The sequence below is a fragment of the Tolypothrix tenuis PCC 7101 genome (assembly GCF_963874875.1).
Taxonomy (GTDB): domain Bacteria; phylum Cyanobacteriota; class Cyanobacteriia; order Cyanobacteriales; family Nostocaceae; genus Aulosira; species Aulosira tenue.
The window spans coordinates 5,067,929-5,079,932 of record NZ_CAWNJS010000001.1 but is presented as its reverse complement, the minus strand read 5'-3'; the positions used below and the strand labels follow the sequence as shown (position 1 = coordinate 5,079,932).

Annotated in this window: 10 protein-coding genes and 1 pseudogene; 7 read left to right on the top strand and 4 right to left on the bottom strand. The window is 42.8% G+C overall.

Annotation, left to right across the window (positions count from 1 at the left end; translation table 11 throughout):
• The first annotated feature begins 391 nt into the window (after nucleotides 1-391).
• From AACU25_RS20115 to AACU25_RS20085, 7 genes and pseudogenes are all read left to right on the top strand, one after another.
• Entirely contained in the window at nucleotides 392-979 is a 588-nt protein-coding gene (locus AACU25_RS20115) for a cytochrome c oxidase subunit 3 (protein ID WP_096578643.1), read from the top strand.
• A 115-nt stretch (nucleotides 980-1,094) separates the two neighbouring features.
• The gene (locus tag AACU25_RS20110) at nucleotides 1,095-1,580 is read left to right on the top strand and encodes a hypothetical protein (protein WP_096583896.1); all 486 of its coding nucleotides are present in this window, start codon (nucleotides 1,095-1,097) and stop codon (nucleotides 1,578-1,580) included.
• Between the two features lie 200 nt (nucleotides 1,581-1,780).
• The gene (locus tag AACU25_RS20105) at nucleotides 1,781-2,392 is read left to right on the top strand and encodes a cysteine dioxygenase family protein (RefSeq protein WP_096578641.1); all 612 of its coding nucleotides are present in this window, start codon (nucleotides 1,781-1,783) and stop codon (nucleotides 2,390-2,392) included.
• A 91-nt stretch (nucleotides 2,393-2,483) separates the two neighbouring features.
• On the top strand, nucleotides 2,484-2,975 hold the full coding sequence (locus AACU25_RS20100) for an ArsC/Spx/MgsR family protein (protein ID WP_096578639.1): 492 nt from the start codon (nucleotides 2,484-2,486) through the stop codon (nucleotides 2,973-2,975).
• Nucleotides 2,976-3,443: 468 nt separating this feature from the next.
• A pseudogene (locus AACU25_RS20095) lies at nucleotides 3,444-3,533 on the top strand (ArsC/Spx/MgsR family protein); the annotation flags it as partial.
• A gap of 129 nt (nucleotides 3,534-3,662) precedes the next feature.
• Nucleotides 3,663-3,902: a hypothetical protein gene (locus tag AACU25_RS20090; RefSeq protein WP_096578636.1), complete on the top strand. Its 240-nt coding sequence runs from the start codon at nucleotides 3,663-3,665 to the stop codon at nucleotides 3,900-3,902.
• Nucleotides 3,903-4,038: 136 nt separating this feature from the next.
• Nucleotides 4,039-4,434 (top strand): hypothetical protein, encoded by a 396-nt coding sequence (locus AACU25_RS20085; RefSeq protein ID WP_096578634.1) that lies wholly within the window; start codon nucleotides 4,039-4,041, stop codon nucleotides 4,432-4,434.
• 288 nt (nucleotides 4,435-4,722) lie between these two features.
• Here AACU25_RS20085 and AACU25_RS20080 read toward each other — a convergent pair whose 3' ends face one another.
• The 4 genes from AACU25_RS20080 to nifJ all read right to left on the bottom strand — a co-directional run bounded on the left by AACU25_RS20080 (nucleotide 4,723) and on the right by nifJ (nucleotide 11,947).
• Nucleotides 4,723-7,044, bottom strand: a complete 2,322-nt coding sequence (locus AACU25_RS20080) for an SUMF1/EgtB/PvdO family nonheme iron enzyme (protein ID WP_096578632.1) — start codon at nucleotides 7,042-7,044, stop codon at nucleotides 4,723-4,725.
• A gap of 13 nt (nucleotides 7,045-7,057) precedes the next feature.
• Nucleotides 7,058-7,492 (bottom strand): Pepco domain-containing protein, encoded by a 435-nt coding sequence (locus AACU25_RS20075; RefSeq protein ID WP_096578630.1) that lies wholly within the window; start codon nucleotides 7,490-7,492, stop codon nucleotides 7,058-7,060.
• A gap of 24 nt (nucleotides 7,493-7,516) precedes the next feature.
• Nucleotides 7,517-7,684, bottom strand: coding sequence for a hypothetical protein (locus AACU25_RS20070; RefSeq protein ID WP_190445990.1), 168 nt, complete (start codon nucleotides 7,682-7,684; stop codon nucleotides 7,517-7,519).
• Nucleotides 7,685-8,341: 657 nt separating this feature from the next.
• A complete protein-coding gene (gene nifJ, locus AACU25_RS20065) occupies nucleotides 8,342-11,947 on the bottom strand; it encodes a pyruvate:ferredoxin (flavodoxin) oxidoreductase (RefSeq protein WP_096578626.1) in 3,606 nt (1,201 codons plus the stop codon).
• Nucleotides 11,948-12,004: the final 57 nt, after the last annotated feature.

The following is a 12,004-nucleotide window of genomic DNA, read 5'->3' as shown; positions in this document are numbered from 1 at the left end:
GCCCTCAGGGAGAGGGGAGCAAGAGATTCAATTCCCCTTCTCCCTGAGGGAGAAGGGGTTAGGGGATGAGGGCGCGAGGTATTTGTACAACGCCCGCCCTATATAGCTTTTAGCTTCAGTTGACACCAATGAGTATGCTGTGCCCTGAATGTGGTTTAAATACGTGAAAACTACCTCAAAAAAACGCTTACGCCTGATTCCTGCTGGAATTTTGAATTCCACGTAGCGTTGCTAGCCCCTTCTCAATACTACAAGGGATAGCGTTTTGAACTCAAAATGGGTTAAGGGTTAAAGGTTTTTTCTTTCCCTTTTCCCATTCCCCTTTTTCCCTTTAACCAACAAGTATTGAGTTCCTTGTTTGTATGCAGTTCATGACCACTACATAAATAATATGACCATCGCAACCACAAGCGAACATCACCAAGAACATCATCCAGATTTACGAGTCTGGGGATTGTTGACTTTTCTAGTTTCGGAATCCCTAATGTTTGGGGGATTTTTTGCTACTTACTTGTACTTGAGAGGTGGCGCAGCAGTTTGGCCTCCTGAAGGTACAGAAGTAGAGTTATTTGTACCTGCTATGAACACCATCATTCTGGTGTCTAGCAGTTTCGTGATTCACCTGGGTGATGTAGCGATTAAAAAGAATAGCGTCAACGGAATGCGGTTTTGGTATATTCTCACCGCAATTATGGGCGCAATTTTCTTAGGTGGACAGGTTTACGAGTACACCACATTAGGATACGGCCTAACTACCAACATCTTCGCCAACTGCTTTTATTTAATGACAGGATTCCACGGTTTGCACGTGTTTGTGGGACTGTTATTAATCTTAGGTGTGTTGTGGCGATCGCGCCGCGAAGGCCATTATTCTGCTACCAAACATACTGGCATTGAAATGGCAGAAATTTACTGGCACTTCGTAGACATCATTTGGATTATTCTCTTCACCTTAGTATACATTCTCACTTTATTCTAAGGGACTGGGGATTAGGGACTGGGGATTAGGTATTAGGAAGACAGGGAAAATAGCAATTAATAACTAATCCCCAATGCCCAATGCCCCATCCCCAATGCCCTATTTGGAGATAATTATGCAAGTTGATACTAATAAATTCTCATGGTTTCAAGTTCCAGAAGATGTCAAAGAGCTACTAATATTAGCTGCACAGACTTGGGAAAATACATCGGAATCCGAGCAATATATGCAACAAGCTATTGCTAAAACTGGGGAACATACAGATGTTTTAGTAGCAGCATATAGGTACTTTTATTACAAAAATAATTATTCTTTAGCATTGCAAACAACAAACCAATTATTAGATAAAATTAAATCAGCAGAAAAATTTCCTGATGACTGGGAACAACTCCAACCGATTTTAGTTAGTCGGAAAGAAGACCCCCAAATCAGGCTATATTTGAATGCTTATGCTGCCTCCGGATTAGTATTAGCCAAGCTTGGAGATATCGAGCAAGCTAAAATCATCAGCACCAGAGTTAAGGAGATAGACAACAAAAACGATTTTGGCTCGGGAATTCTCCTAGATATTCTCACCCGTCCACCTGAAGAAGACGATTGAAATTTGGAATTAGTAATTATCTACTCAACCACTATGAATGATTATTTATCTAATAACTTCACCTCTTTATCTTCCATTCGTCGTCCTAGCTTGATTTCTCCTCCTCTACTTACTAATCCATCTCTTCCAACTCTTACTCCTATTAATCTTCCTGCTCCCGTAATCCCGCAAAATTCATTTCGATTCACGGTTTAAAATTTATGCAAGTTAGGGATTTGATTGTAACTGGCGACGGCAAGTTACAACTGTGTAAATCTGCGAGAGCATGGGATTTATTACGTGAGAATTATCGTCTTTATCGGTTTTTAACTGAGGTAGAAGATGTTCTTAATGATGTAGAAGACGAATCAAGTCGGCTACCAGAATTAAGAATGCTGGTGAGACGCTTGATTGTCAATTCCTACTGGGTACGTAGCCAACATTTAGAACCGGATGCTAAAACGGGAACCTCTGTTTTACTCATGTATGATGAATTGGGTTTTCCCTTAACAGTGCAAACAGTGACATTTGCACCAGGGACATTATCGACAATTCATAATCATGGAACCTGGGGAATTGTTGCTATCTTAAAAGGTGAAGAAAAGAATACAATCTGGCGGCGAAATCCTAACCCCGATGCTGAAAACAAAATAGAAGCAACGGCAGAAGTTAATCTATTACCAGGAGATATTATTAGTTTTACTCCTGATGCCATTCATTGTGTAGAAGCAGTAGGTGATGAACCAACTGTGACTTTTAACGTCTATGGCGAAACCGATCCCAAAGAAAGATTTGAGTTCGATCCAGTGACTCATATCGCTAAAAAGTTTTAGAATTTCCTTGGCAATTGAACTCACACAACTCTGCGTAAATCTGAGTTTAAAATGACTAATCTCATCACAGATATAACTAGGAGATGATTCAATGGCTAAAGTAATTTTTTATGAAAAACCAGGCTGTAAAGGTGGTACTCGGCAAAAAGTGTTGCTGACAGCCGCAGGCCATGAAGTTGTACCCCAAAGCTTACTAACAGAACCTTGGACAGGCGAAAGATTACGTTCTTTCTTTGGCGATCGCCCCGTAGCGGAATGGTTTAATCGCAGTTCCCCCAGGGTAAAATCTGGAGAGGTGATTCCCGAAAAGCTGGATGCAAACACAGCTTTATCTTTAATGCTGCAAGATCCGCTATTAATTCGCCGTCCATTAATAGAAGTAGGCGATCGCCGCGAGGTAGGATTTGAAGTAGATAAAATTGACGCTTGGATTGGTTTACAGCCAGTCGATGAATCCTTCCGCGAAATGGCAGAAAACCTCATGGGTAAGGATTTACAAGCCTGCGCGGGTGGAAATCATGACCACCATCACGAAGGCGGTTGTAAAGGACACGAGCAAAAGAAAACTAGCTGTAGCCATTAAATCAGTTAACTGACTTTGAAAAAGAGGAAAAGGGGCTCTTAGCAGGGAGCAAGGGGGATAGTTCAGATGGGGATTCGACCCCACCTGAACGAGAGCAACTTGATAGAAGTGGGGGAATCAGACCCATGTTCCGCTCCGCTCCACGGCAGGAGTCAGGGGTCATTTCCCCCTGCTCCTTTTCCCCCTGCCCCCTGCCTCTTGTTGATAACTTTTAAATGTACCGTCCCTAGCCAACTTGGAGAGGGACGTTTTTGTGTAGCGTAATATGGAAATAAACCCCATCAGGAATTAAACTTATGCCCCAATCAGCTATTATTTTTACAGAATGAGGGCTGGCGATACCTGCTTCTATCGGATACGCTCCGCAAAAGTCACTTACACGCATTAGTTTATTTCCATGACTTTGCTGATTGAAAAAATCCGGCAGAAGATTTCTGATGAACAATTTGAATTTTCCAAGCACGCTTTCCCGAAAAGCTAGATGCAAACACCGCTTTATCGTTAATGCTGCAAGATCCGCTATTAATTCGCCGTCCGTTACTACAAGTAGGCGATCGCATTGTTGAGATAATGCGTAGACGCAGAGCGGCTTGTCGCTAGACATCGCCTTTTCAACTTCGCATTACCAGAAAACAACAAGTATCTACGACTCCCAAACAAACACAAGCAGTCTTCTCTGCAACGAAAATGGTCTTCCTTACAACCGAAGCAGTCTTCCTTGCAACGAAAGCGGTCTTCCCTGCAACAAAAGCGGTCTCCCTTACAACAAAAGCAGTCTCCCTTGCAACGAAAGCGGTCTCCCTTACAACAAAAGCGGTCTTCCTTGCAACAGAAGCAGTCTTCCTTACAACAGAAGCGGTCTTCCTTGCAATAAAAGCGGTCTCCATTTTGGCAGGTGATGTGAGCAACGAAATCCAAAAGTATTAATTGTTTATTGCCATTAAATATCGAGGAATTACTGGTATTACTTGAAATTCTCCGAAAAAAATTGTAATTTACACTGAACCAAAAGGATATTTAATTATGGCAAGCTAGCTTTGTTAGCAGCTAAAAAAATAAACTTATGGCGTTTAGAAAAAGAACATCTCGCGTATTAGAAAAAGCTCAATTAAGATTTTCTGGACTGAAATCAATTGTTCCTGATATCAACTTTGATGAGGAGCATAATCTGGAAAAATTGATGGCGACAATTGAGTATTTACGTACAAAAATTGACGTTTATAATACTGCTTTATCTGTAGTTGATTCTTCTAGAGGTGAAATTGAAGAACTAGAAAAACACTTAAATCAGCTTTGCGAGAAAATGCTGATGATAGTTGCTATTAAGCATGGCAAAGACAGCCGTGAATATGAAATGGCGGGTGGTGTTCGTAATAGCGATCGCATCCGCAAAATTAGAGCCACTCGCTTAAAATCTGTTGCCGAAAAAGCATCAGATGAAAATGTTAAAACCGAGTAGAAATGTAGGGGAGCCAGCGCCGTGCGGGGGTTCCCCCCGTTGAGGCGACTGGCGTTGTGTTATGCCGTAGGCTAACGCACCGTCAACTCTACATCTCTGTTTTTTCAAAAAATAAGGATGCTTTTGTGTAGCGTAATATGTAAATAACACCCAAAGAATTATCACTTATGCCCCAACTGGCTATTTGGGCTATTTACCCCCATAACAGAAGTTGCTACTCTGTTTTTTCAAAAAAATTTGATCGCTCCGCTTAAGAAGGGAAAAGGGAAAAGGCTAAAGCATAAAGGCCTACTGAAGAATCCTCTCAACGGCACAAACGACACGAAAACCATTAAAGTACTCGTGGTCTTCGCGGTAATTGAGGACGCGATAGGCGGAACAGCAGTCTTTAGGAATGTTAACCCAGGACGCGCCCCGCAGCACGGCAGAACTATCATTCCCGTTCAACCAAGCACTACCGTCTGTTGGTGCTCCTTGATAACTGTCATGCCAATCATCTTGGCACCACTCCCAAACGTTCCCGTGCATATCGTATAATCCAAAACCATTAGGTGGAAAACTTCCTACTTCTATTGTTTTTTGACGATTTTTTCCTTTTGGTTCAGAAGCGTAAGTGTAATTGCCATTGTAGTTAGCTAACTCAGTTGTCATTGTCTCCCCAAAGTGAAATGGTGTCGTTGTTCCTGCACGACAGGCATATTCCCATTCTGCTTCACTCGGTAGGCGATATTCTTTGTTTGTATATTTTGACAGACGGGAGCAAAACTCCACTGCATCGTACCAAGAAACTCTTTCTACTGGTCGGTTGTCTCCTTTAAAATTAGATGGGTCTGCTTTGAGATTATGGTTAACTTTGGGTAGTGCTGCTACTCTTCTCCATTGTGCTTGGGTGATTGGATGTTTACCCATAAAGAATGATTTCACTGTTACTTGATGCTGAGGTTTTTCACTATCCAACCCTTCGCTGTCTGGTGAACCCATGAGAAATTTGCCACTGGGAATGGCAACCATTTCTAAGGTAACATTATTGCCTAAGTCTTCCTTAAATAACTTAGCTTGCTTATTAGAATTTCGTTTAATTACCCCTCCATTTTTATTTACTGTTACCGTTTCAAACTCAACCATCCATAAAGGTAATCCAAATACCTTCTGTTTTGAAAGTAGATATTTAGGTTTTGCTACAGAGATTGGTGTTTGTCCTTTAAAAATTTCACGTTCTACTACTGCTGTCACGAAACCTACACTTCCCACAGCCCACCACAAAAACTTTTTTCGTGTAATTAGCGTTGGGGTAGTAATAGTTGTAAATAGTTGTCGCCATTTTTCTAATTGCTGTTGTTGTTTAAGTCTCTGTGATTCTCTTTTAAATTGTTGTTCCGCTTCCTGTTGCTTTCGGATTCTCTCTTGTTCTTGCCGTTGACAGTATTCTGCTTCCTTGGGAACAATAATTGGCTGTTCAATCCGCAATACTTCTTCTTTTTTTAATCGCAATGATTTCTGCAATTGCTGCAATTTATTACGACTTGCTTGATTAATAGGATATTCTTGCTCAATCACTTCTGAAAAAGCTTGCCGATAACGAACCAAATTTTGCCGATGTTCTTCTTGCTTTTGAGCCAACAGTTCATTACTTTCTGAACTACCTCCGCTTGGGGAAGTCACTTCAGAAGTTGTAACAGTCGGTTCAAAACTTCCTTGCTGACGCAGCGCAATCCTTTCAATTGCCTCAATTGCATCCCAATCACCACGAGATACAGCTAAAACTCTCACCCATAATTGTTTTGCTAACGATAAATCACCTCTGTTTTCCGCTTGCGAGGCTTGATATTTTAATGGCTCTACATCTCTAAGCGTGGCAGTTTGCTCTAATAAAATAAAATACAATTTATAGGGCGAATCTGCTTGCAAATCAGGATTTTGTACTGCCTTACCATAGCGACTATTCACAGCAGGAACTTGATAAGTTAAATGTTGTGCTAAACGCTCTACTGTGGCGCAATTAGCCTCACCCTGTAGTCGCAATCCTTCTAGTAGCGAATATGTAAAAGCCCCATGTTGTAATTCCTCAATTTCATAAGCTTTTTGGTTAGGTTTACAGGAATAAAATGTTATAACTCCCTGATATTTTCCACCAATTCCGTCTCCAGAACGACTAGGTTCATCGCGGCAAGCATCCAAAAACAACACCACATTACCAGCACCACTGCAAAGCAATTTTTCGGTTACATCATTAACAGAAATAGCGGTTCTATCAACAGCTTGGGGATTACTATCCAAGAACATCAAATAGTCTTTATTTGCATATCTTTTACCATGTCCAGCAAAGAAAAACCAGAAATTATCTTCTGGTTTCAGCAAAGGATTTTCAAAAAGTACGTCTAAGGCTCTTTGAAAGCGTGCATAAGTTGGTTGAGTAGGTATGGGAGAACTAACTGAGTAAGTAGCTACTTGGCTAATAGATGGGGAATTTTCTGTGAACACAAAAACTTGGTCAAACTTGGCTTCCTTGAACCAAGTCGCCATAGCTTCAGCATCCAACTGAGCATATTTTAATGGCAGAAGATTATCGTATGTGTTAATCCCAACAACAATTGCCCAATTCCTACCCATATTCAATTACCAACTATTTCCGCTTGAATTTAAAAGTCATCGCGCCTTTTCCCCCAGCTTTACCACCACCAATCCCAAACAGACTGATTTTTCCTTCGGCGTTAATTTCAACTGAAAGTTCCACCTCATCAAGCTGGATCTTAGAATTGGGTTGGTCAGCTTCATCAAGCACTTCCCGCATTGCTTGCAGAAACCCCTGCATTTCTTGCTTGAGTTGAGTTACCTCTACTTTGCGTCTAGTAATTACTAGTTCGCCTTTTTTTTGGCTGAAAACTATTTCTTCAGTAGTTTGAATTCTGCCGAGTCTTCCTCCTGTATCACTACTGCTTCTGGCTCCACCGCTTCTGGTTACACTATCTGTAACTGTTTCAGCAGTTGTATTTGAGGTTTCCGCAACTTCTTCGGTAATAATCCAAATGGCTTTAGGGGTAGAATCTTCTGCTGACATAACTTTAATAATTTAAATTATTCTTTATTTAACTAGCTTTGACCAAGCTTTTAGGCATCTTGCATTACTATTTTCAGTATTAACAAATAAATTGGCAAACAGACGAGCATAGCAAGGCAGAATGGCTAAAAATTGGGCAGTAGCAATTGACATTAAAACGCGACAGATGGGTAGGGGCACGGCACCAGTCATTAGTGTCAACTTAACGTGAAACCCCCTTAGTTGCAAGGTTTCGCCCTCACCCCCAGCCCCTCTCCCTCAGGGAGAAGGGAGCAAGAGATTCAATTCCCCTTCTCCTGGGGGAGAAGGGGTTAGGGGATGAGGGCGCGAGGTATTTGTACAAAGCCCGCCCTATAAAGCTTGTAGCTGAAGTTGGCACCAAGGCAGTGCCCAGTGGTGTCAACTTAACGTGAAACCCGCTTGGTTGCAAGGTTTCGCCCTCACCCCCAGCCCCTCTCCCTCAGGGAGAAGGGAGCAAGAGATTCAATTCCCCTTCTCCCGAGGGAGAAGGGGTTAGGGTATGAGGGCGCGAGGTATTTGCACAACGCCCGCCCTATATAGCTTTTAGCTGAAGTTGGCACCAATGAGCACCAGTAAGATCATTTGATATACCAAAAGATTGTGGATGTTCCCTACTAAAGAATTTATTTGTCGCAAACATTGTTTGAATTGGTATTACATAATCAGGAAATAAAGAAATAGGGCAGGCAAGATGCCCACCCCACAAGTGTTTTGTGTAATTAGCTATGAGTAACTGTGTAGGAGAGGAGGAAAAGCTTTCTTGGGACTGGTGACGGAACAAGGTAACATCTTTCCCATGCCCCATGCCCTATGCCCCATGCCCTAAGTTTACGTATTTTGCAACTTGCGAGAAGCGAGATATTGATACATTTGCCAACGAGTGTTGACATCTGCTTGGGCTTCTTCAAATAAGTGCTTGGCTGCTTCTGGGTGACTCTTGGTTAACATCTTGAAGCGATTTTCTGAGTTCATGTATTCTTCAATTGGTAACTTGGGGGTGCGAGAGTCAAGCTGGAGTGGGTTGTCTCCTTGCTTAATGCGGTCTGGGTTATACCGATATAGCAACCATTCGCCGGATTCGACGGCGGCTTTTTGATGGTGTAAGCCTGTTGTCATGTCGATACCGTGGGCGATGCAATGGCTGTAGGCAAGAATTATCGATGGCCCTTCGTAGGCTTCGGCTTCGAGGAAGGCTTTAAGGGTGTGTTCATCTCTTGCGCCTAAAGCAACGCTGGCAATATAAACGTTACCGTAAGTCATGGCCATTAAGCCTAAGTCTTTTTTGGCTGCGGCTTTACCGCCAGAGGCAAATTTGGCGATCGCAGCTCTGGGTGTGGCTTTGGAGTTTTGTCCGCCAGTATTAGAATATACTTCTGTGTCGAGAATCAAAATGTTGACGTTGCGGCCGCTGGCGATGACGTGATCTAAGCCGCCAAAGCCGATGTCATAACCCCAACCATCACCGCCGATAATCCAAACACTCTTTCTGACTAAATAATCGGCAACGAATTTTAGCGATTTCAGATTCCGCGCGATCGCATCTTCTTCATCTTCTCCGGTTTGGGCTGCAAGTAGTTCATCTACCCGTTGTTTAAGTAGGGCGACGCGTTCCCGTTGTTCGACTATATCAGCTTCGTCTTTTTGCCGAGCGTTGACAATACTACTGGCGAGATTTTCCCCTAGTTGTGGTGTCAGTTGTTTGACTAATTCCGTGGCAAATTCTGCTTGTTTATCTAGGGAAATCCGGAAACCCATGCCAAATTCGGCGTTATCTTCAAATAGCGAGTTACACCAAGCCGGGCCTCGTCCTTCGGCGTTAGTTGTCCAAGGGGTAGTCGGTAAGTTACCGCCGTAAATCGAAGAACAACCAGTGGCGTTAGCCACAATCATGCGATCGCCAAATAATTGGGTAGCTAATTTTACATAAGCTGTTTCGCCACAACCAGCACAAGCACCGGAGAACTCAAATAAGGGTTCTTGCATTTGCTGCTGGTTAATATGGGAGACTTTCAGGTGCAGTCTGTCGGGGTTGGGGAGATTGAGGAAGAAATCCCAATTTTCTCTTTCTGCATCTCGTAATGGCAATTGCGCTGCCATATTCAGGGCTTTGCGGTTTGGTTCGGCTTTATTCTTAGCTGGGCAAACATCCACGCAAACACCGCAACCTGTACAATCTTCTGGGGCTACTTGGAGAGTATATTGCAAGCCATGCCAATCGCGGTCTTTAGGATTGGTACTCTTGAAGGTTGGCGGGGCATTGGTTAACAATTCGGGTTCGTAAACTTTACCACGAATCGCACTATGGGGGCAGACCATGATGCATTTAGCGCACTGGACGCAGACATCTTCATCCCAAACCGGAATATCTTTAGCAATGTTGCGTTTTTCCCATTTCGCCGTACCTGTAGGATATGTACCATCTGCTGGTAAAGCACTCACAGGTAAATCATCCCCTGCACGGGCAATCATTTTACCTAAAACATCATGGACAAATGCAGGTGCTTTATCAGATATGGGGTAGGGCGCATCGTGGATTTCCCCGGCTGGAATGGCTATTTGTTGGGGAATCTCTAGTTCATACAAGTTATCTAACGCCATATCCACGGCGTTGATATTCTTTTGGACAACTTCGTCGCCCTTCTTACCATAAGTCTTGCGAATCGCTTTTTTAATCGCTGCGATCGCTTCGTCTTTGGGTAATACACCCGATAAGGCAAAGAAACAAACCTGCATGACTGTGTTAATATGTCCAGCCATCCCCGCAGCACGCGCAACTTGATAACCATTAATTACATATACTTTCAGTTGCTTTTGGATAATTTGCTCTTGGACAAACAGTGGTAAATGCTGCCAAACTTCTTCTTGAGAATAGAGCGAATTAATCAAGAATGTGCCGCCAGGGACAATATCTTGCAGCATGGAGAATTTATCAATGAAATCCCATTGATGACAAGCCAGAAAGTTAGCTTTGGTAATTAAATATGTGGAGTGAATTGGTTGTGACCCAAAGCGGAGGTGAGAAACTGTCACAGAACCAGATTTTTTAGAGTCGTAAACGAAATAACCTTGAGCGTAATTGTTTGTTTCTTCTCCAATAATTTTGATGGAGTTTTTGTTAGCACCTACAGTACCATCTGCGCCTAAACCGTAAAAAATAGCTCTAACTATATTGTCTGCTTCAATATTAAAATCATGGTCATACTCTAAGCTGGTGTGGCTGACATCATCATTGATCCCCACGGTGAAATGATTTTTCGGTTCAGCTAGAGCTAGGTTATCAAACACAGCTTTAATCATCGCTGGGGTGAATTCTTTGGATGATAATCCATAACGACCACCAACAATTGATTTTAGATTTTGAATTTGGGATTTTGGATTGCCTTGTTGGATAGCAGCAACTACATCTAAATAAAGTGGTTCGCCAGATGCGCCGGGTTCTTTGGTGCGGTCTAAAACAGCGATGGTACGGGTAGTTGCGGGTAAAGCTTCGACAAATCTAGTAGTATCAAATGGACGATACAATCTAACTTTTAATACCCCAACTTTTTCACCCAAACTAGTTAAATAATCTACCGTTTCATGGGCTGCTTCACAACCAGAACCCATGAGGACAATCACTCTTTCTGCTGCGGGGTCGCCGTGGTAATCAAAGAGTTTGTATTGTCGTCCAGTCAGTTTGGCAAATTGATCCATCGCCTTTTGGGTGATGTCTGGACAAGCTAAATAATAAGGGTTAACGGTTTCGCGGCTTTGGAAGTAAACATCAGGGTTTTGGGCTGTACCGCGTAACACAGGCCTATCGGGAGTCATCGCCCGCGCCCGATGAGCAAAGATGTATTCTTCGGGGATATGCGATCGCAAATCTTCGTGAGATAATGTTTCAACTTTATCTACCTCATGAGAGGTGCGGAAGCCATCAAAAAAGTGTAAGAAAGGTATACGAGATTCTAAAGTTGCACGTGTAGAGATTGCCGCAAAATCATAAGCTTCTTGTACTGATGCTGAACATAGCATCGCAAAACCTGTGGCACGCGCTGCCATCACATCACTATGATCGCCGAAAATAGATAGACCTTGAGTAGCTAGCGATCGCGCTGAAACATGAAATACTGTAGGTGTTAATTCACCAGCAATTTTGTACATATTGGGGATCATTAACAACAATCCCTGAGATGCGGTAAATGTCGTTGTTAGCGAACCTGTTTGTAAAGCACCATGTACTGCACCTGCAACGCCGGCTTCACTCTGCATCTCCACAACTGTAGGCACAGTTCCCCAGATGTTAGGTTTACCTTCGCTAGCCCATGTATCCGACCACTCAGCCATATTAGAAGAAGGCGTAATCGGGTAAATAGCAATAACTTCATTTACACGATAAGCCACTTGGGCTACAGCTTCATTGCCATCAATAGTGGCAAATATTTTTGTCTTCATAATTGGTTTAACCTTTACCAGTTTGCGAACCCTATCAAAGCCTGACCTTCACTGCGC

Coding starts and splice junctions, on each gene's coding strand:
- AACU25_RS20115 (WP_096578643.1), top strand. CDS start 392: ATGACCATCGCAACCACAAGCGAACATCACCAAGAACATCATCCAGAT.
- AACU25_RS20110 (WP_096583896.1), top strand. CDS start 1,095: ATGCAAGTTGATACTAATAAATTCTCATGGTTTCAAGTTCCAGAAGAT.
- AACU25_RS20105 (WP_096578641.1), top strand. CDS start 1,781: ATGCAAGTTAGGGATTTGATTGTAACTGGCGACGGCAAGTTACAACTG.
- AACU25_RS20100 (WP_096578639.1), top strand. CDS start 2,484: ATGGCTAAAGTAATTTTTTATGAAAAACCAGGCTGTAAAGGTGGTACT.
- AACU25_RS20090 (WP_096578636.1), top strand. CDS start 3,663: ATGGTCTTCCTTACAACCGAAGCAGTCTTCCTTGCAACGAAAGCGGTC.
- AACU25_RS20085 (WP_096578634.1), top strand. CDS start 4,039: ATGGCGTTTAGAAAAAGAACATCTCGCGTATTAGAAAAAGCTCAATTA.
- AACU25_RS20080 (WP_096578632.1), bottom strand. CDS start 7,044: ATGGGTAGGAATTGGGCAATTGTTGTTGGGATTAACACATACGATAAT.
- AACU25_RS20075 (WP_096578630.1), bottom strand. CDS start 7,492: ATGTCAGCAGAAGATTCTACCCCTAAAGCCATTTGGATTATTACCGAA.
- AACU25_RS20070 (WP_190445990.1), bottom strand. CDS start 7,684: ATGACTGGTGCCGTGCCCCTACCCATCTGTCGCGTTTTAATGTCAATT.
- nifJ (WP_096578626.1), bottom strand. CDS start 11,947: ATGAAGACAAAAATATTTGCCACTATTGATGGCAATGAAGCTGTAGCC.